Source organism: Virgibacillus natechei, from assembly GCF_026013645.1.
In the GTDB taxonomy this organism is placed as follows: domain Bacteria; phylum Bacillota; class Bacilli; order Bacillales; family Amphibacillaceae; genus Virgibacillus_L; species Virgibacillus_L natechei.
Genome location: NZ_CP110224.1, coordinates 2,732,411 through 2,758,171, shown reverse-complemented (window position 1 = coordinate 2,758,171; position 25,761 = coordinate 2,732,411). Strand labels below are relative to the sequence as shown.

General features: G+C 40.4%; 25 protein-coding genes. 12 read left to right on the top strand and 13 right to left on the bottom strand.

From position 1 onward, the window contains the following. Positions 1-170: 170 nt before the first annotated feature. The 7 genes from OLD84_RS14210 to dmpG all read left to right on the top strand — a co-directional run bounded on the left by OLD84_RS14210 (position 171) and on the right by dmpG (position 7,944). Positions 171-1,157 (top strand): catechol 2,3-dioxygenase, encoded by a 987-nt coding sequence (locus tag OLD84_RS14210; RefSeq protein WP_209463785.1) that lies wholly within the window; start codon positions 171-173, stop codon positions 1,155-1,157. Between the two features lie 267 nt (positions 1,158-1,424). Next, positions 1,425-2,204, top strand: coding sequence for an enoyl-CoA hydratase/isomerase family protein (locus OLD84_RS14205; RefSeq protein WP_209463786.1), 780 nt, complete (start codon positions 1,425-1,427; stop codon positions 2,202-2,204). A 565-nt stretch (positions 2,205-2,769) separates the two neighbouring features. Further along, a complete protein-coding gene (locus OLD84_RS14200; protein WP_209463787.1) occupies positions 2,770-3,702 on the top strand; it encodes a 3-hydroxyacyl-CoA dehydrogenase family protein in 933 nt (310 codons plus the stop codon). Positions 3,703-3,914: 212 nt separating this feature from the next. Then, positions 3,915-5,156, top strand: a complete 1,242-nt coding sequence (locus OLD84_RS14195; protein ID WP_209463788.1) for a benzoate/H(+) symporter BenE family transporter — start codon at positions 3,915-3,917, stop codon at positions 5,154-5,156. A 208-nt stretch (positions 5,157-5,364) separates the two neighbouring features. After that, positions 5,365-6,045 (top strand): GntR family transcriptional regulator, encoded by a 681-nt coding sequence (locus tag OLD84_RS14190; protein WP_209463789.1) that lies wholly within the window; start codon positions 5,365-5,367, stop codon positions 6,043-6,045. Beyond that, positions 6,026-6,928, top strand: coding sequence for an acetaldehyde dehydrogenase (acetylating) (locus tag OLD84_RS14185; RefSeq protein WP_209463790.1), 903 nt, complete (start codon positions 6,026-6,028; stop codon positions 6,926-6,928). Before OLD84_RS14190 ends, OLD84_RS14185 begins: the two co-directional genes overlap by 20 nt. Further along, complete coding sequence (dmpG, locus tag OLD84_RS14180; RefSeq protein WP_209463791.1) at positions 6,925-7,944, top strand: 4-hydroxy-2-oxovalerate aldolase; 1,020 nt, start codon at positions 6,925-6,927, stop codon at positions 7,942-7,944. The genes OLD84_RS14185 and dmpG overlap by 4 nt, the downstream gene beginning before the upstream one ends. A 195-nt stretch (positions 7,945-8,139) precedes the next feature. Here dmpG and OLD84_RS14175 read toward each other — a convergent pair whose 3' ends face one another. The 3 genes from OLD84_RS14175 to OLD84_RS14165 all read right to left on the bottom strand — a co-directional run bounded on the left by OLD84_RS14175 (position 8,140) and on the right by OLD84_RS14165 (position 10,808). Then, positions 8,140-9,147 (bottom strand): aliphatic sulfonate ABC transporter substrate-binding protein, encoded by a 1,008-nt coding sequence (locus OLD84_RS14175; RefSeq protein ID WP_209463792.1) that lies wholly within the window; start codon positions 9,145-9,147, stop codon positions 8,140-8,142. A 133-nt stretch (positions 9,148-9,280) separates the two neighbouring features. Continuing rightward, entirely contained in the window at positions 9,281-10,033 is a 753-nt protein-coding gene (locus tag OLD84_RS14170; RefSeq protein ID WP_209463793.1) for an ABC transporter permease, read from the bottom strand. Then, the gene (locus tag OLD84_RS14165) at positions 9,966-10,808 is read right to left on the bottom strand and encodes an ABC transporter ATP-binding protein (protein WP_209463794.1); all 843 of its coding nucleotides are present in this window, start codon (positions 10,806-10,808) and stop codon (positions 9,966-9,968) included. Before OLD84_RS14165 ends, OLD84_RS14170 begins: the two co-directional genes overlap by 68 nt. Positions 10,809-11,060: 252 nt before the next feature. Between OLD84_RS14165 and OLD84_RS14160 the strand changes: the two genes are divergently transcribed. The 3 genes from OLD84_RS14160 to OLD84_RS14150 all read left to right on the top strand — a co-directional run bounded on the left by OLD84_RS14160 (position 11,061) and on the right by OLD84_RS14150 (position 12,858). Continuing rightward, on the top strand, positions 11,061-11,498 hold the full coding sequence (locus tag OLD84_RS14160) for a hypothetical protein (protein WP_209463795.1): 438 nt from the start codon (positions 11,061-11,063) through the stop codon (positions 11,496-11,498). Between the two features lie 73 nt (positions 11,499-11,571). After that, positions 11,572-11,871, top strand: a complete 300-nt coding sequence (locus OLD84_RS14155; protein WP_209463796.1) for an iron-sulfur cluster assembly accessory protein — start codon at positions 11,572-11,574, stop codon at positions 11,869-11,871. A 156-nt stretch (positions 11,872-12,027) separates the two neighbouring features. Then, the gene (locus OLD84_RS14150) at positions 12,028-12,858 is read left to right on the top strand and encodes an aldo/keto reductase (RefSeq protein WP_209463797.1); all 831 of its coding nucleotides are present in this window, start codon (positions 12,028-12,030) and stop codon (positions 12,856-12,858) included. A 540-nt stretch (positions 12,859-13,398) separates the two neighbouring features. Here the strand turns inward: OLD84_RS14150 and OLD84_RS14145 are convergent. Both OLD84_RS14145 and OLD84_RS14140 read right to left on the bottom strand, forming a co-directional pair. Beyond that, complete coding sequence (locus OLD84_RS14145; RefSeq protein ID WP_209463798.1) at positions 13,399-14,271, bottom strand: YitT family protein; 873 nt, start codon at positions 14,269-14,271, stop codon at positions 13,399-13,401. Positions 14,272-14,471: 200 nt separating this feature from the next. Next, positions 14,472-14,816: a hypothetical protein gene (locus tag OLD84_RS14140; RefSeq protein ID WP_245301625.1), complete on the bottom strand. Its 345-nt coding sequence runs from the start codon at positions 14,814-14,816 to the stop codon at positions 14,472-14,474. A gap of 94 nt (positions 14,817-14,910) precedes the next feature. Between OLD84_RS14140 and OLD84_RS14135 the strand changes: the two genes are divergently transcribed. Then, positions 14,911-15,426, top strand: coding sequence for a hypothetical protein (locus tag OLD84_RS14135; RefSeq protein WP_245301626.1), 516 nt, complete (start codon positions 14,911-14,913; stop codon positions 15,424-15,426). Between the two features lie 290 nt (positions 15,427-15,716). Continuing rightward, positions 15,717-16,889, top strand: coding sequence for an IS200/IS605 family element RNA-guided endonuclease TnpB (gene tnpB, locus OLD84_RS14130; RefSeq protein ID WP_209463800.1), 1,173 nt, complete (start codon positions 15,717-15,719; stop codon positions 16,887-16,889). Positions 16,890-17,196: 307 nt separating this feature from the next. Here the strand turns inward: tnpB and OLD84_RS14125 are convergent, their stop codons facing one another. The 8 genes from OLD84_RS14125 to rfbA all read right to left on the bottom strand — a co-directional run bounded on the left by OLD84_RS14125 (position 17,197) and on the right by rfbA (position 24,565). Continuing rightward, the gene (locus OLD84_RS14125; protein ID WP_264917215.1) at positions 17,197-17,451 is read right to left on the bottom strand and encodes a hypothetical protein; all 255 of its coding nucleotides are present in this window, start codon (positions 17,449-17,451) and stop codon (positions 17,197-17,199) included. Between the two features lie 274 nt (positions 17,452-17,725). Next, a complete protein-coding gene (locus tag OLD84_RS14120) occupies positions 17,726-19,423 on the bottom strand; it encodes a DUF6044 family protein (RefSeq protein ID WP_209463801.1) in 1,698 nt (565 codons plus the stop codon). Beyond that, a complete protein-coding gene (gene rffA / locus OLD84_RS14115) occupies positions 19,386-20,516 on the bottom strand; it encodes a dTDP-4-amino-4,6-dideoxygalactose transaminase (RefSeq protein WP_209463802.1) in 1,131 nt (376 codons plus the stop codon). The genes OLD84_RS14120 and rffA overlap by 38 nt, the downstream gene beginning before the upstream one ends. 5 nt (positions 20,517-20,521) lie before the next feature. Next, positions 20,522-20,878, bottom strand: a complete 357-nt coding sequence (locus OLD84_RS14110; RefSeq protein ID WP_209463803.1) for an EamA family transporter — start codon at positions 20,876-20,878, stop codon at positions 20,522-20,524. A 1-nt stretch (position 20,879) separates the two neighbouring features. Then, positions 20,880-21,569: a GNAT family N-acetyltransferase gene (locus tag OLD84_RS14105; protein ID WP_209463804.1), complete on the bottom strand. Its 690-nt coding sequence runs from the start codon at positions 21,567-21,569 to the stop codon at positions 20,880-20,882. 104 nt (positions 21,570-21,673) lie between these two features. Beyond that, a complete protein-coding gene (locus tag OLD84_RS14100; protein WP_209463805.1) occupies positions 21,674-22,627 on the bottom strand; it encodes a glycosyltransferase family 2 protein in 954 nt (317 codons plus the stop codon). Further along, positions 22,603-23,640 carry a dTDP-glucose 4,6-dehydratase gene (gene rfbB, locus OLD84_RS14095; protein WP_209463806.1) on the bottom strand — a complete coding sequence of 346 codons (1,038 nt, stop codon included), beginning with the start codon at positions 23,638-23,640 and terminating at the stop codon, positions 22,603-22,605. Before rfbB ends, OLD84_RS14100 begins: the two co-directional genes overlap by 25 nt. Then, entirely contained in the window at positions 23,633-24,565 is a 933-nt protein-coding gene (rfbA, locus tag OLD84_RS14090; RefSeq protein ID WP_209463807.1) for a glucose-1-phosphate thymidylyltransferase RfbA, read from the bottom strand. Before rfbA ends, rfbB begins: the two co-directional genes overlap by 8 nt. Positions 24,566-25,761: the final 1,196 nt, after the last annotated feature.

Sequence of the window (25,761 nt, the reverse complement as noted above, 5' to 3'; positions counted from 1 at the left end):
AAGCTAAGTAAAGGGGAAGTAGCAGCAGCAAAAGAGTGAGAAAGAATTTAAATTCATTGCGTATAGAGGAACTGAACTATTTGTTTTGATTTAAATTAAGTTATAATAATAAATAATCACAAAACTTTTCAAGAGTTTGAAAGCGTTATCAACAAATGGGGGGATTTTTAATGGAAAATGAATTAAAAAAATTTGATGTTGCGCAACTAGCTCATGTAGAAATTTTCACACCAAAACCGGACGAAACATTATGGTTTTTTAAAGAACTGTTAGGGATGTCAGAAACTGCGAGAGAGGGGCAATCTGTTTATCTCCGTTCTTATGAAGACTTTTATCACCATTCCTTGAAGGTGACCGAGAGAAATGAACCTGGATTAGGCCATGTAAGTTGGAGGGCAAGTTCAAAAATGGCTTTAGAGCGTCGAGTACGGGATCTTCAAAAGTCTGGTTTCGGCAAGGGCTGGATTGATGGAGATCTGGGCCATGGAGAAGCCTACCAATTTGTAACTCCTGACAATCATAATATGGAAATTCTGTTTGATGTAGAGTATTACCAGGCCCCGGAAAATGAAATATCATTGTTAAAAAACCGGCCACAGAAACGACCGAACAAAGGAATTCCAGTACGTCGTATCGACCATGTTAATTTATTATCAAGTGATGTAACGGTAAATAGAAATTTTATGGAAGATGAACTTGGATTCCGTTTAAGAGAGCATGTAGTCAAAAATGATGGTTCAGAAATTGGAGCATGGCAAAGCGTCAGCCCACTTGTTCATGAGCTAGCTTTTATGGCAGATCAGGGTACTCCTGAAAAGGGATTGGGAAGACTTCATCATCTAGCGTTCTGGTACGGCTTTCCGCAGCATTTGGATGATTTGTCTGATCTCTTGACTGAAAACGGAATTAAAATTGAAGCAGGTCCTTTAAAGCATGGGGTGTCCCAGGCAATGTGTATATATGTAATCGAGCCTGGAGGGAACAGAGTAGAGTTATTTGGAGATTCCGGTTATCTAATTTTCGATCCGGAATGGAAACCGGTAACTTGGAGAGAAGAGGAAACGGAACAGGCAATTATTTTTTACGGCGCACCACTGCCTGATTCATACTTTAAATATGGAACACCTTTGGTTAAATCAACGGTTCCAAATAAATAACATAGTTAAAATAGACTTTTTAATAAAGCGAGTTCTGCTATTTTCGGTAGTCGTTAACGTGGCGACTACCGGAATCTTGAACGTATTTATGAAAAAAGCTATACGAAAAATTATGCCGCAGCAGTAGAGGCAACTGCAACCATTGGTGAATGTTTCTCTCACCAATGGGAGCGGTTTTTTGTTTTTGGCAGATAGGAAACCAAGATCATAGGGAAGTGACGGCACCCTCCTACTATGATGGAACACTAAATTTTTGGAGGCGACATAATGAATTATGAATTTTTACGTTGTGATATTGAAAATAAAGTTGCCACTGTGACAATTAGTCATTCACCTGGTAATAAATTAAATACACAAGTATACCAAGAAATCACTCAAATAATGGGTGAACTAGAAGCCAATGAACATGTAAATGCCATTGTTATTACCGGAGAGGGAGAAGAGGCATTTGTCGCTGGGGCGGATATTAATGAACTGGCAGATCTAGATACAGTTGGTATGATGGATTTAACACAAATAACAAGAACGTCCTATTCAAAAATTGAAAACCTGAACAAGCCGGTAATTGCGTCTATTAATGGAGAGGCACGTGGAGGAGGCCTTGAACTGGCCTTAAGTTGCGACTTACGTATTGCCTCTGAATATGCACAATTTGCTTTTCCCGAAATTAATTTAGGCGTTATCCCGGGAGGTGGTGGCACACAGCGCATCCAAAAAGTGGTTGGACAAGGCACTGCGAAAGAGTTATTGTATTTTGGTGAAACGATCGATGCCGAACGTGCTTATCAGTTGCAAATTGTTAATAAAGTAGTTGATCAAAATGAACTTTCATCAACAGCAAAAGAATGGGCAAGGAAGCTGGCGCAAAAAGCACCTGTAGCGTTAAGAATGATGAAATTGGCGGTAAATACAGGCGCAAATGTTGATCTTGAATCAGCCTTGACGATTGAAGCAACCTCCTATGATGGTTCATTTGCGACACAAGACCGCAAAGAGGGTATAGCTGCACGTTTGGAGAACAGAAAACCAAATTTTAAAGGTAGATAATGAAGGCAGTTTAGTAAAGTAGAGGAATGATAAGAAATTGTAGAGGATCGAAGGAAATGGCTACTTAAGCTTTAAAATAAGGGCTCTTTTCGCAAGTATTCTTGCTTTTAAATCTTCGGAGCTGATATAAAAGACGACGTAGGTGGTTGTTGATTTCCGCTGCGGGGTCTTCAGAAACGAGCTATTCCCGCAGCAGTCAACGGTCCTCCGCTCCAATCAACTACCGGAAAAGTGCAAGCAATCGTTTAAATTAATCAAATAATATATTTTTAGAAGTAGAAAAACACAACACTCAGCGAAGGAAATACATGGAGACTCCTGCGGGAGGAAAGGCCTCGGTGAGTCTCCGAAGTGCGATAGCACAAGGAGGCTCAACAGCCGCCCGCGGAAAGCGGAATGTATTTCCGCAGCGGGTAAAAAGCATCAATCTTAATTTCAAGGTAAGTCGCAGTTTATAGATTTTTCGCCAAATCAACAATTCTTTTCGGTGGGACGAGTAAGCGCAGTCCCAGTCCCAATCTTTTAGAAAAAGGCCAAAATATTAATCATGAAAAGGGGTATTAAAATGAAAAAAATCACAGTGCTTGGAGCAGGAATTATGGGACATGGAGCTGCTCAGTTATTTGCCCAAGCAGGAAAAAATGTAAGCATTCGAGCAAGAAGAGAGACATCGCTGGAAAAAGCACAAGAACTTATTACAAACAGCTTTGAAGTCATGGTCGAAAAAGAAATGCTGACCGAAACTGAAATGGAACAGGCATTAGCCCGTATTACATACACAACAGATTTGCTTGAAGCTATTCGGGATACTGACTTCATTCTGGAATCCATTCCGGAAGTTCTTGAACAAAAACTAGATACCTATGAAATTATTGAAGGCGAAGTCTCTGACAAAACGATTATTTCGTCTAATACATCTACTTTCCCATTGAAAGAGTTAACGCAAAGGGCAAAGCATCCTGAAAGATTTATCATTACTCACTTTTTTAATCCACCACAACTTGTACCAATTGTAGAAATAGTTAAAACCGAGCAAACAGCTGAAAACGTCGTGAATACGACTTATGATTTAATGAAGGAAATCGGAAAATCTCCAGTAGTTCTAAATAAAGAGATTACAGGATTTATCGTCAACCGTGTTCAAGTAGCTATGCTTCGCGAAGCGTTTCACTTAATCGAAGAGGGAGTAGCTACTGCTGAAGATATCGATATCGCTATGAAAGGAAGCATGGGCTTTAAATGGGCTTTCTGCGGTCCAATGGAAAGCCAGGATTTAGCCGGTCTGGAAACAACACAAGCGATGGTTGGTAACATTATGAAAGATCTATCAAATACAAGAGATGTTCCTTCTTTCTTATCGGAAATGGTGGAAAATGATCAACATGGCATTCGAACGAATCAAGGTTTTTACAACTATGATGATCATGGTGAAAAAGCCATCCATACACGAGACGATCATTTCCTAGATCTCCTAAAGTTACAAAAAAGAAAAGAATAATAAGTGCTTCGAACAAAAGTGAAGGACAAATTCCCCTGTAAAGTGCGAATCATTAGGGGGATTCTTGTTGATCATGGCTTTACCGACCTTTACGAATTTTCTAGGCAGATAGGATACCAACATGGCTACGCTTCTCGTAGCCACTATCTATCCTGAAAATTGTTCAGCTGGCTTCCGCTCAACTAATTTGGCCTTATTGAAAGGAGTTTATAATGGATGGGAATCGTTTTCGGACAAACCTAAAAGAGTTGCCTCAGCATTTGAATATGAATACCGTTAGTGCTGGTTTAGTTGCAGCCATTTTTGGGTGCACTGGACCTGCATTAATCATCATTGGAGCGGCAACGACTGGTGGATTAACGTATAACCAAGCAATCAGCTGGATTTTTGCTGTTTATTTTTTTAGTGGGTTACTCGGTATCTTTATGGCATTAAAGTACCGCCAACCGATTTCAGTAGCACATACGATTGCTGGAGCTGTATTAGTGGCAGGATCCTTAACTCACTTTTCAATCCATGAAGCAATTGGGGCATATATCATTGCAAATATTCTTGTCATCATTCTTGGCTTTACTGGTTTAATAGAAAAAGTTATGAGATGGATCCCTTTCCCGATTGTTATGGGGATGATTGTTGGTATAATGATTCAATTTGCGACAGACATGATTACATCGATTACCCTGGCGCCGCTACTCGCAGGCTCAGCAATTCTTGCATTTTTACTTTCATCACGATATGTTAAAAAATTTCCACCTGTATTGTCTGCGTTATTCGTTTCGGCGGTCGTGGCAATTTTAACAAATGCCTTTGAATTTCCAGCTATTCAGCATGTGTTTGTCCTGCCAGAACTCGTGATGCCAACATTTAGTTGGGATGCGATTATGTCTATTAGTATTCCACTTGCACTCTTGATCATCTGTACTGAAAATGCTCAAGCGACAGGGGTACTAATGGCGCAAGGTTACAAGCCACCGACGACGGGCATGGCGGTATATGGATCATCGGTTGGACTACTGGCTTCACTATTCGGGGGACATGCAATCAACATTGCTGGACCAATGACTGCCATCTGTTCAGCAGACGAAGTCGGAAAAAAAGATACCCGCTACGTGGCATCGGTTGTAAACGGCATGTTTTTCGCGAGCTTTGGACTATTTGCAGCGTTAGTTGTTCCATTTGTTATTGCTGTGCCGGAGGTTATTGTTACGGTCATCGCTGGTTTAGCTATGTTAGGGGTTCTCATCAATTCACTGAAAACAGCGTTCTCCGATAATACGTTTCAAATGGGGGCATTCTTCGCCTTAATCATCGGCATGTCAGGAGTCAACTTCTTCAATATCGGTGCGCCATTATGGGCCATTGTCGGAAGTTTGTTCGTCTCCTTACTCGTTGAAAAAAATGACTTTGCATTCAAAGAAGATAAAGAGAAAAAAATAGAAACAAGTGCTTCTTAAGCATACAAACTAAAACGAGGTGCGGTTCGTATTTTCCATCAATCGCCATTGATTAGAAGGATAAAAAGTGTCCCCGTTAAGGTTCTCCGAAAATCCCTTATTATGTAAAACAAATCCACCAATTCCATTGACATTTTTGAAAACGCTGTCTATAATTGACCTAATGTTAATTGTTAACATTACAGAATATTTGTTTAGGTGGATGACGATGAGAATAATGAAAAAAAATATCTTTAATCACGTACTGGAATATTTAAGAAAGGAAATTATTCTCGGGAACTATTCAAAGGGGGAATATTTGGTAGAAGTAACATTAGCAAAAGAGTTAAATGTAAGTCGTGGTCCTATTAGGGAAGCGATAGCAAAACTGGAAGCAGAAAATTTAGTAGAGAAACATTCGAATGGCCGTACGGTTGTGAAGGGATTTGAGGTTAAAGATATTCAGGATTTGTATGATAGCCGTATACTTTTAGAAAATCACGCTTTAACTCAAATTTCGTTGGATGACTTGAAAGAAAATGAGAATCTACTGTTCTTGTATATTGATCAAATGAAGGAAGCTCATGAAAAAGGGGAACGAGATATTGAAATTGACCTCGCTTTCCATGGACTCTTAGTGAAGATGACAAATAATAATGCGCTGACACAACTTTGGTTAGCATTACGAGATTTATTTAGAACACTAATCGATATTACAAGCGAAGTAACGGCCTCTAATCAAAACGAAATCATTGCACAACATTCTCGTGTTGTCGTGGCTTTATCTGATGGAGAAGTTAAGAAAGCCCAGCAATTGTTGAAAGTTCACTTAGAAGAGGCCTGTAACTATTGCTGCGATGGAATAATGATAAATAAAAGGGGAGAGAAATATGTCACAGGAAAAGATTAAATGTGCGATTATCGGTTCAGGTAACATTGGAACAGACCTTATGTATAAGCTACTGAGAAGTGAGAAGCTAGAAGTGACAGCTTTAATCGGGATAGATTCCGAATCAAAAGGGCTTCAAAAAGCGCGTGAAAATGGGGTAAAGGCTATTGATAATGGGATTGATGGCTTGAAGGAAGACCCTGATATTGCGGAAATTGTATTCGAGGCTACCTCAGCAAAAGCGCATGCGCATAATGCTCCGATTTTAAAGGAAATGGGCAAAAAGGCAATCGATTTGACGCCAGCTGCAGTTGGCCCCTTTTTGGTTCCTTCCGTGAACTTGAAAGAAGAGGAGATTCCATCCTTAGATAATGTGAATATGGTTACCTGTGGTGGGCAAGCAACTATACCAATGGTAAAAGCTATTTCTGATGTGCTCGAAGTGGATTATGCGGAAATTGTTGCATCCATATCTAGTAAGAGTGCAGGACCTGGAACACGGCAAAATATTGATGAATTTACCGTAACGACAGCAAATGCCTTGAAAGAGGTAGGCGGAGCAAAAGAGTCAAAAGCGATTATAACGCTTAACCCGGCTGACCCTCCGATTTTGATGAGAAATACGATATTTGTTCAAACAACAGAAAATGCCGAACCACATAAAAATGAGATTATTAAATCCTTAGATTCTATGCTTGAAACCGTACAAGGTTATGTGAATGGTTACCGCTTTAAAGCAGACCCTGTAGTGAAAGAAAATATTGTTACTGTTTCTGTAGAAGTAGAAGGAAATGGTGATTTCTTGCCAAAATATGCAGGAAACTTGGATATCATAACTTCAGCTTCTGTAAAAACAGGAGAAATTATGGCAGAAAGTTTATTGAAGGGAGAGGCAGTTAAATGAGTAGAGCAAAAGTGATTTTTAATGACGTGACGTTAAGGGACGGAATGCATGCCATTCGCCACCAGTATTCAACAGAACAAATTGCTGAACTGACAAAGTTAATTGATGAATCAGGTGTAGATATTATTGAAGCAACACATGGAGACGGTTTGGGTGGAAGTTCCCTTCAATATGGTTTTTCCAAAGAAACAGAGGAAGCTATCATTAAAACGACGGTAGCGAATGCCAAAAACGCAAAAGTAGGCGTACTGCTTTTACCAGGGGTCGGTACGATTGAACATTTGGAAAGAGCGCATAACTGGGGTGCGCAAGTCGTACGTATAGCGACACATTGTACAGAGGCGGATGTATCTGAGCAGCATATTAAAAAGGCTGCAGATTTAGGAATGGATACAGTTGGATTTCTGATGATGTCATCCCGAACCACTCCAGAAAATCTTCTGGAAGAAGCCAAGAAAATGGAGTCTTATGGAGCAGGAACGATCTATGTTGTTGACTCTGCTGGGGCACTAACGATGGATGATACACGCAAAAGAATGTCATTATTCAAAGAAAATTTAAGTACAAATGTCGGTTTTCATGGCCACAATAATTTATCGCTAGGGGTAGCTAATACCATTGTGGCTCTAGAAGAAGGAGCAGATCGGGTAGATACGAGCCTTGCTGGCATGGGAGCTGGGGCTGGGAATACAGCCACAGAACAACTGGTTGCAGTAATGGATAGAGTGGGAATCCCTCATAACGTAGGTTTATACAAAGCTATGGATGCCGCGGAGAATGTCATGAAACCAATGATGGAACGCCCCGTGCAAATTGACCGTTTGAGTTTAACACTTGGGTATACAGGCGTGTACTCTAGCTTCTTATTGTTTGCAGAGCGAGCCGGAAAAGAATATGGAGTGGATCCTCGTGATATTTTAACGAAAGTTGCGGAAATGGGCGCTGTTGGTGGACAAGAAGACTGGATCATCGGCGTTGCACAGGAATTGGCGAAAGAACAAAAGGTGCATGTATAGGTTAGATGAAGATCAAAGCGGCTTAAGCTGCTTTGATCTTTTTAAGTTGCACAATTTTTTTAAGTTAAAGTTTATTCTCCCCAACGCAAAAGCACCCCATACGAATGTAGGGTGCTATTGTATATGATATCAGGCTTTTCAAGCATTTGGACAACCAACATCATTGAGTGGGCCTCATTACAATCGAAAAGTTACTCACTGGAGCACTTCCTCCAAAATCGATAAATCTACCAATCCATCAATATCATTGCTCGGAATATATTCAGCTTCTTCACTAATATCTGCCATTTCTTGAATAACTTCTTCGTTAACATCTGTTGTAACTTCCAGTCTATTAAAGGCTGCTTCCAGTTCATCTTTATTGACTTCTTGACCAGTCAAATCCCTTAAATGTTGAACGACCAGATCCTGGCTTTCTTCTGGGTTATCTTTGACAAATTGGACAGCCTTTTCATGAGCACTTAAATAGGAAGCCGCAAGTTCTTCGTCGTTAGAAAATGCTTCTGTAGCGGCAACAACTGTATTGGTGGAGTCTTTGCCCCAGGCGAAGGATTCCCAATCAAGTAATAGTTCACCATTTACCTGCGTTTCTAATACATAACCCCATGGCTCTTGGGTTGCAGCGGCATCAACGGAATCTTGTGCAAACAAGGTTGTGGTGTCTGCTGGATCTGCGGCGAATAACTCGACGGTTCCTCCATTAGACTCGGGTTTTAAATCGACTTCCTCCAATGCTTTTCGTAGCATGACGTCTTGGGTACTCCCAATCACAGGGATAGCGACATTTTTACCGTCTAAATCGGCTAAATCCTTAATACCGCTCTCCCCATTAACAGCGAGCACTGCGCCACCGTTTACTGCACCTGAAAGGATATGATAATGAGGATCTTTTACATAAAAGTTAAGTAATGGACCAGGACCCACTGTGCCTACATCAATATCACTCGTTGCCATTGCTTCCATAAATAATCCGCCGTTCGTGACGATCTGCGTCTGATAATCGACATCTCCATCAAAAGCTTCGTCGAAATAATCGTTCTCTAAAGCAACCATCGTGGCAATATGTGTCAGGTTAGGAAAATACCCGATGGTAATCTGTTTTTGGCCATCTATTTCTTCTATTTCCCCGCTTTGTGAACAAGCAGCGAGCATCCCGATGATCGATATAAAAATAAAAGCTAGAATGATAGGATTACGTTTCATTTTTTTCTCTCCTGTCTTTTCTTTATCAAGAATATATTACATTTATAGATATATAAAGCATATGCAGCGAAGGCTATGTCTGCTCCAGTGCCAAATAACTAGCAGATCAATTCCAAACTACAAATCTACCTAATTAAGCTAATCCCCATTTTCTTTGCACACGTCGTTCCAGTTTTAAGAAAACCACATTATCCATAATGGTTCCGATAATTGCTATAATAATCATAACGGATATGACAAGGTCCATTTGTCCGAGCGATCGGCCCGTTTCCAGCAGATGGCCGAGTCCTCCTCCAGCACCGAGTAATTCTCCAGCCATTAATGCACGCCAGGAAAATGCCCAGGCAATGCGGAGCCCGGAAATAATTTGCGGGACGGACGCAGGTATAATTACCGTTCGTAAAAAATGTAGTCCGCTGGAACCAAATGTTTTGGCTACGCGTTGGTAAAGGGTTGGTACATTTTTAAAACCACTAACGGAATTGATCGTCATCGTCCAGGTCGCGCCAATGGTTACGATGAATAGAATCGCAAAATTGTTAAGCCCGAACCAGATGATAGCAAGTGGGAACCAAACAATACTTGGAATGGATTGCAAGGCTGTAATGAGAAATCCAAGTGTGTCTTCAACTAGCTTATACCGCCAAATTAAATAACCGAACAAGAGCCCAAGCGATACCGCGATGGTAAATCCAATTAGCAATCTTCCTAAACTTTGCCCAATGGCAACGATTATTTGTCCACTTATAATTCCGTTGAAAAGCGTTTCCAGTACTTGGAAGAGTCCTGGGAACATAAAAGCCGGTAATCCTGATAATCTAGATGTGACTTCCCATATCGCCGCTAGAATCGCGATGAAGATGATTCGTCTTAAAGCTGTAGTCATCTCCCATCTCCTCCTTTAGTACTTTTTCCATTTCTTCTTCTAATGTGGCTAGTATTTGTTGTTCTAAATGAAGGGAGACACTATCAGGTGTGACGCCATCTTGCATCGTTTGAACGGTAAATGTTGCTTTTATTTTACCTGGACGTGTTTCCAGGACAATTATTTTTTCTGATAGAAGGACGGCTTCTCGAATATTATGGGTGATGAAAAGAATTGTTACTTTCGTTTTACGCCAAATATCGAGTAATTCTTTGTGCAGTACCATTCTTGTTTGTTCATCCAAAGCAGCAAATGGTTCATCCATTAATAAAATATCTGGTTCCATGACAAGTGCCCGAGCAATGGCGACACGCTGTTTCATCCCGCCGGAAAGTTGGTGGGGATAGGCATCAACGTAGTTGCTTAAATGAACCATTTTCAGCATAGCTAGTGCTTTTTCTTCGGCTTCTTTTTTGGACATTTTTTTCAAAAGTAAGCCATACATGACATTGTCCAGTACGGAAGCCCATGGGAAAAGGCCATCTTCTTGAAAAACGACAACCCGATCGGGTCCGGGTTTGGTCACTTTTTTTCCGGAAACAGTGATTTGGCCTTCATCCATGTCTTCGAGTCCGGCTACTAAATATAGCAGGGTGGATTTTCCGCAACCGGATGGGCCGATAATCGATAAAAACTGCCCTTTCTCCACTTCCAAATTAATGTTTTCAAGAACTTTTACTTGGTGTTTATCTTTGTTATGAAAACTTTTCTCCACACCTTCTATTGTTAAATACATGCTGATCCCTCTTTCCAGAAACCAAGTAATAATATTGGCATTATTTCATTACCTATATACTCTCTTTTCCGATCGTTTTTGTCAACTATGAAACAATTTAAAATTAAAGTGATTTTTTCAAGAAGCGTCTGGCAGAACATGTTAAAATAAATGTACAAGGTGAGAGTGAATTTATTTATATCCTATTTATAATGGAACTGTATTTCTTGGCTGTTTGATCATAACGATATTGCACAATGGAGGACAAAAATAATGAAACGAATAGCGATTGTCCTATTAATCTCGAGTTTTTTTGTTAGTGGGTGTATGAATCAAGCATCAGCAAGCGTTGTTGAGGATATTTATCGAGCGGCACAAACTGGTGATGAGGATTATATTCGTACCGTTTTTGATGAAAATTACGAATCTATTGATGAGAACTTGGAAGAAGTGATGGAACAACTGGCATCAGAGGTTAGCGAAATGTATGGTGCTACGAATATGAGTTTAAAGGAATTGCGTCAACGGGAATTGCAAACGGAAGTGATCCAGACCTTAGATAAACGATATGAGGAGAACTGGTATCTTGTGGTAGGCAGACTTGATGATGATCATGTTATATTATGGACGCTCCAATCGGATGGTTATTATTTTGTAGCGGATCGCGAGAAGCTATCAAATGATGCGTATCATAAAACGGTCCTTGATTGATGTAGTGATTTTTTTATTTTTCATCAAAAGCATGAGATAATAATAGTATTATACGAAGATGGGAGATATAACAATGAAGTGTAAAATCAATCGAAATGCAGCTAAAGAATTAAAGAAGATGCTAAATACGGAGGAAGCGGAAGGGAAAATGCCGCGTGTCTACGTGACAATTGACCATGGCGATCACGCTCATTATGACGTAAAGCTAGACACACCAACGGAACATGATGAAATCGTCAAAACTGATAAAGATGTGGATATTCTACTGGATGCCCGGGAAGATTTTCTCGATGGGGTTTGGATTAAGTATTTCCATGTCGACAATCGAGGATTTGAAATAACGAATTCAGCAAAAGGGAGTCACCACCCTTAAGTGACAATGTATGCCGATGGTAAATAAAGCATGAATGAAGAAGCGAAGTCCCCTTTTAATAGGTATTTCGCTTTTTTAGCAGTAAAATGCGGACTAGGGCTATCCCTATAAAGCTAGTCTTAGCTAAGTTTTCTAACAGAACATAGGAGGTAAACCATGATTAATCATTTACAAGATACGATTACGTTGAACAATGGTGTGAAGATGCCTGGTTTTGGGTTGGGAGTCTATAAGGTTGAGGATGGAGATGTCGTCATTCATTCCGTGAAAACAGCGATTGAACATGGCTACAGAAGTATTGATACAGCTTCCTTTTATGACAATGAGACAGGGGTCGGACAAGCAATTAAGGAAAGCGGTGTACCTAGAGAGGAATTATTCATCACGTCTAAAGTGTGGAATGACGATCAGGGGTATGAGCAGACATTGCAATCCTTCGAAACGAGTCTGAAGAAGTTGGGTGTAGATTATCTGGATTTATATTTAATCCATTGGCCGGTAAAAGATATGTATAAAGATACATGGAGAGCGATGGAAAAACTATATGAAGACGGGAAAATACGTGCGATTGGTGTGAGTAATTTTCATATTCAACACCTGGAAAACCTTCTGGCGGATTGTACGGTGAAACCGGTTATTAATCAGGTGGAATATCATCCGCATCTTACACAGGTTGAATTACATACATTCTGCAAGCGAGAGAATATTCAACTGGAAGCATGGTCTCCGCTTAAAAGAGGAAAACTGTTTGACGATCCAACTATTATAGATATTGCAGATAAACATGGAAAGACTCCAGCCCAGGTGATCTTACGATGGGACTTGCAAAATGATGTCGTTACCATCCCGAAATCTATTACGGAAGAGCGTATTATAGAAAATGCAAATATCTATGATTTTTCTTTAACAGATGAGGAAATGAATAAAATCAGTGAATTGAATAAAAACGACAGAGCAGGAACGAATCCGGATCGTTATGATGATTAACATTTATAAACACTACTACATGAACAAAAGCGCAAGCGCCCGTTTAGCAACGTACAAACTGCGCCCGCGCATCGCGGGTGGTTCAACGTTGCCACGCAAAGTGGCAGTTTTAAGTTGAACTTCCACTGCCGCAATGAGATAAAGGAAACATGCCCCTTCATAGGGGTATGCCGACGCCTGAGCGCAAGCCCGGTTTTAGTTGGCCTTCCTTAAGCCAAGGGAGTCGATGTTGACTTTCACCACAAGGGTATAAGTGCGACTAAGCCTCTGGCAGAGCCAATCGGCAAGTCTTCTTTTCACCCACAGGGCATAAGTGCGACTTTACTTCTGCCTACGCCTCCGGCTTGGCAATCAGTAAGTCTTCTTTATCGTAGTGGAGGAGTGTGAAGTTTGATAGTTGCTGGGCGCTGGAGCTGGACGTGGCTATTTCGGTAACTAAGTTATCCCACAGCATTTAAATTCTATAGTTTCCTATACATTTAAAAAGGTCAGGATCACCCGGTTAATAGTGATCCTGACTTTTTACTGTTGAAAGAGGCTTTATAATTTCTGGCCGTAATATTTATCCAATGAGAATCCTCTTCCTTGAATCTCTGATGCATTGATATAAATGACAAAGGAGGAGGGTTCTTCTTTTTGTAGAATTTTCTTTAATTGTACTGCTTCTTGTTGTTCGGTAACACATAGAATCATTGTTTTATCTTGATTGGAATACCCTCCAACAGATCGTACTTTTGTTAGACCTCGATCTATGCGTGTTCGTATTAGTGCCTGAATTTTCTCTTCTTCCTCCGTGATAATCAAGATCAGCTTGGAAGCAGATGTACGTAATTGTACGATATCAATCGTTTTACTCGTTATATAGATACACATTAAAGCAAATAAGGTAAGCTCTAAATTGAACACAAAGATGGAGGAGATCACAACAAATCCGTCTACGATTAGCTGCGAATAGCCGCTGGATAAGCCAGTAAATTTCTTTACGATTTGGGCAATTGCTGCAGTCCCTCCCGTAGACCCGTTTCCTTTATAAACGATTCCAAGTCCAGCACCGAGGATAATGCCACCATATATCGCTCCGAGCAGTGGGTTATCAATTGTATATGGGAAGTTTGCTGTAATCCCTATTACAAAGGGAACCCAGAACGTACCGAGTAATGTTTTTACACTGAAATTTTTCCCCATTGCTAGCCAACCGATAATGAAAATGGGAATATTAATGAGAAGTTGCGTGAGCGCAGGACTTAGTTGGTATAATTCAAATAATATCGTGCTGATTCCTGAAATCCCACCTGCTGCAAGTTGAGACGGTAATAAAAATAAATTATAGGATAAACCAACCAAGGTAGCACCAATAATAATTTGCAGGTATTCGATTGTAACTCTGTTACGTATTAACGATTGTTTACTCATGAAATCTATTCCCCTCAAAACGCTTCATTGCAGTATTTTTATCAACAACCGCTCTATTTTAACACATCTCGTCGCAACCGAACAGTGCCTGTCACTGTTCGGGCAATTGCAGCTGACTGCAATGCAAATGTAGAATCAATGAAACATATTAGCAAAAATAAAAACTCGTCATCGACGAGTTTTTAAATAGAGTAATTGCATTATGCAGCTGACGTATCTTGGCCACCTGTTTTGTTATCTGGTGTAGCAGCATTGATCATAAGGAATATTGCAGAAAGTATGTGCATTACAATTCCTACTCCTGGGATCCAGGCTACACAGGATGTAACGATACCTAAAATACTACCTACAGTTGCTCCACCGTCTTTTTTAGTCAAAACTAAAGTGACTATATGTAAGATTAACATTGCTACTAGTGGTGTCCATGCAAGACCTATTACGATAGATGCTCCAAGTACTGGAATACCTAGTAATGCTTCAAATCCGCCAGAAATCCACTTTAAAATTCTTGATACTGACTTGGGTAGTCTGCCTTCTGTATCCAATCTGGGGGAAGGTCACTGGTTTGGAATTGTTGCCGGGTCAGATGATAATTCGCGTATCATGGCATGTGTTCCTTGTGATCTTGCTGGGCTTTCATTGAAAGGGAAAAATGATTACCTTGGGATTAATGGAAGTGCGACGTATGTCTGCCGCTTTGATAATTGTTTTGTGCCGGATCACTTCGTTTTGTCAGAGGATGCGGATGCCTTTATTAAAAAGGTACGTCCAACCTTTTTACTTTATCAAATTCCGCTTGGATTAGGTGTTACAGGTGCCTCTATTGAATCTATTCAGCGCAGGCAGACAAAACAAATAGGAAGCAATCATTATTTACAAGTACAGCCTGATGAACTGAAGGCTATTTACCATAAGCAAAGGAAGTCTGTTTATGATTATATGGAAGCCCATGTTGATACTTTAGAATGGCAGACGTTAGCGCAAATTCGACTGGATGTCACGTATCTTACGCTCAGATCCGTTGAGGCAAGTATGCTCCATAACGGTGGTGCGGGTTATTTAAATAAAAGTCAACCAGCACGAAAACTGCGTGAAGCATACTTCCTTGCGAATCTAACACCAACGGTAAAACAATTGGAAAAAATACTTGCATAAGTACCGAACAGTGCCAGGCACTGTTCGTAAGGCACTGTTCGTATAAGACTGTTCGATACTAATCCTCCTACCCCTTGAATAAAATAGGGTAGGAGGATTTTTTTATCAGAAATAGGCGAGAAAACTCCCTCTTCAAGCGTGCGAAGGGCATAGCCCAATGGTAAGGGGGAGATGAATCGCCTTCGGACAAGGGTTGGATTTTGCCATCCAAATTGTCCGAAAAACATACCAAACAAACGTTTCAATATGCTCTTTCATTTGATATAATGGACATGAGGAGGTGAAAGTCAATGAAAGTAAAAAAAGCGTTTAATTTCCGCATCTATCCAAATAAAAACCAAGTAACTTTAATAAATAAGACGATTGGCTGCGCTCGTTTTGTCTATAACTATTTTGCAGGAAAACAAAAAGAGAAAGACGCTTACTGGTATATTGTGAATGAAATGGTGCAAAACGGGCAACTCCTTCAAAATAATTGGAAGGGCGAGTTTTTCAATAAAAACGCGTCTATCAAAGCGGTTCGGAAATTAAAGAAAAACTATCCATTTCTAAAAGAAGTTGATAGTATTGCACTTCAAAAATCAGTTGAAAACGTGAATGATTCCTATGCTCGTTATTACAAGAAACAGAACAGTGAACCTCGTTTTAAATCAAAAAAGAATCCTGTTCAATCGTATACAACGAAATGTGTAAATGAAAATATTGCAGTTTTGGATAAACATATTAAACTGCCAAAGCTAGGGAACGTTCGTTTTGCCAAAAGTCGTGAAGTGGAAGGTCGCCTTATGAATGTAACTATCAGACGTAAGCCTTCAGGTAAATACGTTGTTTCTATAGTAGTCGAGACCGAAGTCGGGCACCATGAAAAGACAGGTTCATCCGTAGGAATCGATGTAGGATTAAAAGATTTTGCAACACTTTCAAATGGAACAGTATATGAAAACCCAAAATTTTTCCGCACATTAGAAGAGAAGCTGGCAAAATCTCAGGCGATTCTGTCAAGGCGACAAATCGGCTCAGCTAATTGGAATAAACAAAGAAGAAAAGTGGCTCGACTTCACGAAAAAATCGCTAATGCAAGAAAAGATATGTTAGATAAGATTTCAACCGAGATAGTCAAAAACCACGACATCATCGGGATTGAAGATTTGTCTATAAAAAATATGTTAAAAAATCACAATCTTGCAAAATCCATTAGCGAAGTGTCATGGTCACAATTTAGAACCATGCTTGAATATAAAGCTAATTGGTACGGTAAACGGGTAGTTGCTGTTGCTAAGAACTTTCCATCAAGTCAACTATGTTCAAATTGTGGTCACAAAAACAAAGACGTTAAAAATCTCGCTTTGCGTGAATGGACTTGTGAAATATGTAAATGCCATCACCAAAGAGATAGTAACGCAAGTATCAATCTTCGTAATGAAGCATTACGATTAACCGCAGGAACTGCGGGGATAGCCTAATCCATAACTGATCGATAGGTTGGTGTTCTTAGGAATCCCCCACTTCAAGCCATAAGGGTGGTAAGAGGGGGTAGTTCAAAAAGTGGAGGTAGCACAGAAATTTAATGGGAAGTATGGAAATTTTACGATTGTGCAGGATGTGTACGTGACCTTGGTTGAAGAGGAATGGCGGGTGATGTGGGACTATGGGGAATAAGTAAAGGTTCCAATGGGAAAAAGGCACTGTTCGATTTAAAATGAGAACGGTGCCTTACATGATAGTAGGTTGATAAAACATAGAAAATAAAAGTTAGAATGTGTGAGGTTCTCATGATTGCTGTCCATATACGTTACGAAGTTTCTTCTCATGCTGTACATTTTTGGTTGATAAAAAGTCAACGGTTTCCTGTGTTTCTGTAAACTCTACGCGCAGACTGTCAAACTTTGTTTCAAGCTTGTCCAATCTTTCATCAATACGATCAAAGCGCTCGTCCATACGATTTTCCAGGTCTACTTTCATCTGATCCATTTTCTTATCCATGTCTCCAGAATAAGATTTTAATGCATTTAAAATTTCCTTCACGCCTGTTTCCTCTATGTGCTGTTACCTCCTATTTCTCTTATTTATTATAGATATTATAACCTACGAGCTGTTTTTTGAAAAGGTTTGGATTTTATGAAAAAATCCAAATCAGGACCAAAAAATATCGGGGAGTGACGGCATGTTCGCACCACGAAAAAGCCCCCGTTAGGATCTTCTACTGGGAGCTTTTTTAACAAAAATTCTATTCGACAAAAACCGGGAAGTGACAGGCACCTCTACAGAACAGGCACCCGCCACAACAGACAGGCACCTGCTACAGTGCATAGAGCCATATTTGCCATGGGGATTGGTTGTTTTCAAATACGTTTTCGGCCCCGAGTCCGAGTTCTTGATAATTTTCAATGGGTACTGCTGATAGAATGTAGTCTCCGCCTAAGTCCTGCAGTGCTTCTGTATTGATATCAAGTTGCTCGATGGGATCGTTACGGTCTTTGGTGAACAGATAATCTTCGCCATGTTCGGCGACATACATGTACAAACGGCCGCCCCATGTGTCAAAATAGTTTTTGAGCGATTCGTTTTTCTCTAACTCTGGTGCGATAACTTCTCTGAAATCATGTTTATATTCTAATGGAAAGCTATTGTTATACGTGTCCAGTGTATAGAAACCATTGTATTGTGCGATCGTTGGATGCATACCGATACTGACAACACGGTAATCGGATTGATCTTCACCGATATAAGCTTCGATATCATCGAATAAATCTTCCGAGTAAAACTCCGCAAATGTCGGTGTGTTAACGGCACTATATTTAATTTCTTCATTTACGCTGAATAAGATGATGCATTGAATAGCAATCGCTATGACTACCAGTTTTCTTCCGAATCTCATATACTTCCATATAATCGCCAATGCCAAGGCAAAACATATATACCAAATGGCCGGATCGAGAAAATGTATTCGTGCAAAGTTAAAGGTGTTTGCAAGCATGAAATTGTCCTTCACGATGCGCCAGCCTTCCCAATACCAAAATGCATACCATACAGAAGTCGCGACATTGAATAGTAAGAACCCTAGTAACAGTTTTGGTAAAAATTTTCGGTATAACGCTACGAATAAAGCTATTAAAATGACGGGAATAATGATATATAACTGAAGTGCTTCATTATGTGTGTGCCCGGTTAGAAAATTTTCCAATGATAGTTCTAGGCTACGTTCAAATGTATTATGACCTAGATTTAATTCTTCCCGATGTGATATAAACCCCTCATCAAAGAACATCGTCGTGATGACTAAGTAATTTTTCATCAAATAAATACCTGTCATGGAAGCGATAGCCGTAAAAAATGGCCAATTCGAATGCTTCAAACGAACCCAGTCAATCAGCCAAAATACGCCCATCAACCCAAGGAAGAAAACAAAACTCAAAATGAAGTTTGAGAAAAATGGAATCAAAAGTAGGATGATCCAATTATATTTCGGTGTTTTCCATCCAAATTTCCGAATCGTTAAAAATAAATGCAATGCTAGCGGGATACCTGCAAGAGATAATGCCCCTGATGGCCAGTATGGCAGCATCGCAAATGCCAGCGAGGCTCCGACTGTAATCCAGGGTGATATTCTACCTTCAACTCCATGGAAAATATGTCTCGTTAGTAGTAAATACAAGCCAATGAATGCCCCAAAACGCATAATGGTTTGACTTATTGCATAAGCCGTCATTGGTTCAAAAAGCACATAGAGCCATACCACAGCATCAAAGGATGAAGGGAGCGCACTTCTCGGCAGGCCATTTATAACATTTGGCAACGTCGTATCCGACAGGGTGAAGATTTGTCCGCTTTCAGCAAGCATTTGATACCAAACAATGTTGGAATCCAAATTGTCATGTACGCGGATATGCATATCCTCACCCAATATGTAATATGGCAGCAGATACCCAATAAGAATCAAGCAAGCAATCGCAATAAACTTATGCCGTGAAAAAGTTTTTAATAGTTGTGATCCCATAAGCGACATCCTCTTTTTCTATTCCATAATAAAGTGGTAGGCGTACAATTCTTTTGCTATCCGCCGTTGTGTATCTATCTTCACCAATGAATTGGCCGTATTTTTGACCAGCATGAGCGGAATGTAACGGTACATAATGGGTAACGGCCATGATGCCTTTTTCTTTTAAGTAATCGATGAGGTTCGATCGCTCTTCCTCGTCGCGTGTTTTGATATAAAACATATGGGCGTTATGCTCACAATCACCCGGGACATGTGGTCCGGTAATTTTCCCAGCATCCATTAAGGTTTCTAATCCATCATAATAGTGTTTCCATGTACGCAATCGATCATTATTAATCTGATTCGCATGCTCGAATTGCACGGATAGGTAGGCTGCATTTAATTCGCTTAACAAATAGGAAGAGCCAAGATCCCGCCATGTATATTTATCGACCATACCTTGCATAAATAACGAGCGATCCGTTCCTTTTTCTTGTAAAATTTCTGCGCGCTCTATTAAATTAGGATCGTTGATAATCAATGCGCCTCCTTCTCCGGAGGTATAATTTTTCGTTTCATGAAAGCTAAACGTGCCCAGATGACCGATCGTGCCGAGCCCCTTTCCTTTATACCTGCTCATCAATCCTTGTGCTGCGTCTTCAATGACCCATAATCCGTATCTACGTGCGATGTCCATGATCCTGTCCATATCACACGCTATACCTGCATAATGAACGACAACAATGGCTTTGGTTCGCTCCGTAATTGCTGCTTCTATTGCTTCAGGATTGATGTTCATCGTTTCAGGTGTGACATCGACAAATCGAATCGCCGCCCCTCTTAGTGCATACGCATTGGCCGTGGAAACAAAGGTATACGAGGGCATGATCACCTCATCCCCTTCGCCGACTTCGGTTAATAATGCGGTCATTTCAAGCGCGGCTGTGCAGGAAGGGGTGAGGATTGCTTTTTCGCAAGCTAAATGATCCTCGAGCCAGGACACGCATTTTTCTCCAAATGGCCCATTACCTGCGAGTTTTTCCTGCGTGATTGCTTCTTGTATAGCTGCTGCTTCTTTTCCTGTCGTGCATGGTTTGTTAAATGGAATCATTGTTATCACCTCATTACGATAATACCCAGTATAATTAGGGAAAACCCTACTATTTGTTGTGTGCTGACCTGTTCGCCGAAGAAGACGGCTGAAAGGATGAATACGAGAACAAACGATAGGCTCATGAAAGGATAGGCATAGCTAATATTGAACTTCGTCATCGCTGCCATCCAGCTAAGCGCTGCTAAAAACGCGGCAAAAAAACCTGATAGAATCCATGGATTAAGCAAAAGCTGGAATAGAAAGGAAAATCTGTCCAGCCAGGCTTCGGGCAAATTCCCCTGTTGATCAATTTGCCACTTTAAAACTAATTGACCATAAACCGTAAAAAAGATGGTTCCAAAAATATATGCATACCCCATATTAACCTCCAACCGGTAGTGAACCATGTAATTTATGGTAAACATCGACTGTGTTTTTCAACCGGAATCCGAGCGCAATAAACACGTTCAACGAAGCGAGGTTCACCGGTGAAATAGATGTTTTCAACGTGTCGTAGCCGCTAAGTTTGAATTGTTCCTGAACACAGTGACTGGTGAATGCTTTCGCTAAACCTCTTCCGCGAAAATCCTTGTGGATGCCAAGCAACAGAATTTTATCATCTTCGTACGCGAAAAATCCTGCTGTTCTTCCCTCAAAATGTAATGCGAGAATAATATCTTTTTCAATGAGATCATTTACCCAGTTCTTATAGCGCCGGTCTGCCATATAATCAGGGATGTTGAAATCACGATGAAAGCGTCCATTGGTGAACGCTTCTGTAGCTATTTCGAGGATCTCAGTTTTGTCGTAATCACGTGAAAATCGTATTCCTTCTTTTTCAAAAAGTTGTAGATTTTCCTTTTTACCAACGGGTTCGATTAATGTATCTACATAATAAAATCCATATTTGAGCAGATTTTCCTTGTTTTCAAACGGGTCTACCTTTAACGTGAAGTGTCCTTCGACTTCGTTGGTTTGTTCCAGTGCTTCAAGTGAAGTTGTCGTTAACTGGTAGGTGTCGATATGAAAATTACGTTTATCCCATGGGGTTGGTTGTAAAATGTTATCCATATTATCAGCTCCATTCCTCGGCAGGTAAGAAAGTATAAAAACATTCTTACCTGCATAAGTGCAACTAAAGCATTCACCATAAGGCTTGGCGAATGCCAAGTTTTCTAATAATCATCTGTTTTGTCTGAAGTTGTTTCTCTAATGAGATAAAGCGGTCTGCCTTTTGTTTCGTTAAATATTTTTCCGATGTATAAACCTAAAACGCCAAAATTAAAGAAAACCAATCCACTGATAAAGAAAATGGATACCATGACACTGGTCCATCCCTGCACCGTTTCGTCGAGGAAAAAGTAACGACCAAATAAATACACCGCATAAATAAAGGATGCAGAAGCAATTAGGAATCCGAGTTGAATCGATAGACGAAGCGGTTTATTGGATTGGGATATAATCGCATCTGTTGCAAGGTTTATCAATTTTTTGATGTTGTAAGAAGATTTCCCTTCTTTTCTGGCGTTATGCTCAACAGGTATCGTTGCGGTTTTATATCCCATCCACTGAATAAACAATGGAAAGAAACGATTTTGCTCCCGCATGCGCCTGAAACCTACCACTACTTTTTTCTCGTTCATACTGAAATTGGCTATCGAGTGATCAGATGCATGGCCGCTGAAGTAATCGTAAACCCGGTAAAAAACCTGTGATGATTTTCGTTTAAACCAATTGTCTTGACGCACTTCCCGTTTTCCGAAAACCACTTCATATCCTTCAATCGCTTTGTTGTATAAGGTGGCGATTTCTTCTGGACGGTCTTGGAGATCGCAATCCATCACGACAACCCAATCACCGTTCGTGTAGTCAAGGCCAGCTGTAATCGCGTGATGCTGTCCGAAGTTTCTGGCAAAATCGATACCTTTAATCCGTTCGTCCTGGTTGCTTAAGTTCTTGATCGTCTGCCATGCATCATCTGGGCTCGCGTCGTTCACTAAAATTATTTCGTACTGGGCTGGGATTTTTGTGACTGTTTCTGCCACGCGGTTGCAAAGTTCTACGAGGCAGGTTTCGCATCCATAAACTGGAACGACGACGGATATTAATGGGTCAGGTGCGTTTTCCATTGTGTTACATACCAATCCACTGTATTTTGAAGTCCTGTCTTTAAGTCTTCCGTTGGTTTCCAGCCCAATTCATTCCTTAGTTTACGATCATCAACGGCGTATCTTCTGTCATGTCCTTTACGATCCTCTGTAAAGGTAATTAAATCTTTAAAGCTATCACTGGATGTACGTGTTCTGTATTCAGGTGCTAGCTTGTCAAGAATTTGGCAAATTTCTTCTGCTATCTCTATATTCGTTTTTTCATTGCTTCCCCCGACATTATAGGTTTCAAGTGAATTCCCCTGATGATAGATGGTATCGATGGCCCTGCAATGATCGTTTACATAGATCCAATCACGTACGTTTTGTCCATCGCCATAAATGGGAATAGGTTCACCAGCAAGTGCTTTTTTAATGATGGTTGGGATAAGCTTTTCCTCATGCTGCCTAGGTCCGTAATTATTGGAGCTTGAGGAAATAACAATGTTCATCCCGTACGTATGTCCGAAGCTTTTAACGAGCATATTCGCTCCAGCCTTAGAAGCACTATATGGATTCCGTGGGTCATAGGGTGTGTCTTCGGAAAATTTCCCTTGTTCACCTAAGGATCCATATACTTCATCTGTTGAGATATGATGAAAGCGTCTTTCTGCTAACATATCTTTCTTTTCCCAATCTCTTTTCGCAGCTTGGAGGAGATTTAGGGTACCAACTACATTGGTTTCTACAAAAGCTTTTGAATCTTGGATCGATCTGTCTACATGTGATTCAGCTGCAAAGTGAATGACACCTGTAATATCAAAGTCTGCGAAAATTTCACTTACAAGTGCTTCGTCTGTGATATCACCATTGATAAAATGGTAGTTTGGTAAAGGGGCGACTTCGCTTAAATTAGCAGTCGATCCAGCGTAGGTAAGTTTATCGATATTGAGCAAATAAGAGTTCGGGTATTTCTCCATATAATAGGTAATGAAATTAGCCCCGATGAAACCTGCTCCCCCTGTTACAAGAAGGGTTGGCTGTTGTTTATTCATTTTCCACCAGTCCTAACATTGGATGTCGATCAATGGAATCCCAGTATTGCTGGGTGTGTTTTCGCTCAGCAATTTCCATCAGGTATTGTCCATAATCGTTCTTCTCCATTGATTTTCCTTTTTTGTATAATGCTTCTTTACTTATATATCCCAAATAATAGGCGATTTCTTCCAGACATGCTAGTTTAAACCCTTGACGTTGCTGGGTTATTTTTACAAATTCAGCAGCTTCGAATAACGCCTCATGTGTGCCTGCATCCATCCAGGCAAAACCTCTCCCAAGTAGCTCAACATTCAATTGTCCACGGTTTAAATATGCTTTATTCAGATCCGTGATTTCTAGTTCACCACGTTCAGAAGGTTGGAGTTTTTTTGCTTCCTGAACCGCTTTGTGATCGTAAATATACAGCCCTGTAACGGCAAAATCCGATCTTGGATCTTCTGGCTTTTCTTCTAAAGAAATTACTTTTTGATTATGATCAAATTCTACGACGCCAAAGCGATTTGCGTCTTTTACACGATACCCAAAAACCGTTGCATGTTTATGATTTTGAATGGCATTACGGAGCAGTGTTGTAAAGCCCTGCCCATAGAAAATGTTATCAGCTAGAATTAATGTAACATCATCTTTACCAATGAAATCTTCAGAAATGGTTAGCGCTTCAGGGATCCCATTTGGGTCGGCTTGTTCCCTGTAAGTAAAGGAGATTCCTAGTTCGGAACCGTCACCTAATAGATCTTCAAAACGTGGCTTATCCTCAGGTGTACTAACAATCATGATTTCTTTAATACCCCCAAGCATAAGCACGGATAATGGATAATAAATCATCGGTTTATCAAAAACCGCCAACAAGTGCTTATTAATACTATCCGTAGTTGGAGAAAGTCTCGAACCACTACCCCCAGCAAGAATTATACCCTTCATCTAAATCCACTCCTTCAAGTTTAAGTGCCTGTCACTTCCCGGTTTTTGTCGAATGATTTTTTCGCAGTTTAACGGGCAGTAAAACCCCCACTGAATGAAGTTTTACTTGATGTGTGTTAGGCATAGTCCTTCTTCTACCCTTATACCTCTTTTGTGAAGAAAGTAATCTTTCATTTGTGTTTCAAGTTTGTGGCAAGAGTGTAAAAAAACAGATTAAATTAAATCGGCCTTTGAGAGAAAGTGTCTGTCATCAACCGGAGTGCCAGTCGCTACCCGGGTTTTGTTGAATGTGTGAAAGGGTTAATTTGGTATTAGGATAAACTTCATTTTTAAGTGGTGGAGGTCAGCGGGGAATTGATTTTTAGGGTTTTTACTTTTAGGAGGGGGTGAGTTATTTTAGCATATAGAAAAGCATAGATAACTTATATAAAAATGGAATCGATGTAGAACTAGTTAAAAATTTAGTGCGTGCACTTAAAAATAAAGACGGTTTTTGTAATTTCATTGAAAAACAAACTGCTTATTAAAATAGCTACTATCTAAGAACAAAAGCGCAAGCGCCCGTTTAGCAACGTACAAACTGCGCCCGTGCATCGCGGGTGGTTCAACATTGCCACGCAAAGTGGCGGTTTAGTTGAAATTCCACTGCCGCAATGAGATTAGATGAACTTGACTTATCTCCAATAATGGAGAAAGTCAAAGTGAATCTTATGCTTGGAAAGCGAAAGGAAACATGCCCCTTCATAGGGGGATGCCGATGCCTGAGCGCAAGCCCGGTTTTAGTTGGCCTTCCTTAAGCCAAGTGAGCCGATGTTGACTTTCACCACAAGGGTATAAGTGCGACTTTACTTCTGCCTACGCCTGCCGGCTTGGCAATCAGTAAGTCTTCTTTTCACCCACAGGGCATAAGTGCGACTTTACTTCTGCCTACGCCTCCGGCTTGGCAATCAGTAAGTCTTCTTTTCACCCACAGGGTATAAGTGCGACTAAGCCTCTGGCGGAGCCAATCGGCAAGTCTTCTTTATCGTAGTGGAGGAGTGTGAAGTTTAGGGCTGCGCTAAATGCTCGCCCCACCGTAAAGATTTGATAGTTGCTGGGCGTGGCTATTCCAGTATATAAGTTATCCCCAGCATTTAAATTCTATAGTTTCCAATGTAACGTAAAGACCCGAGCTAAACAGGTTAGCCTCGGGTCTC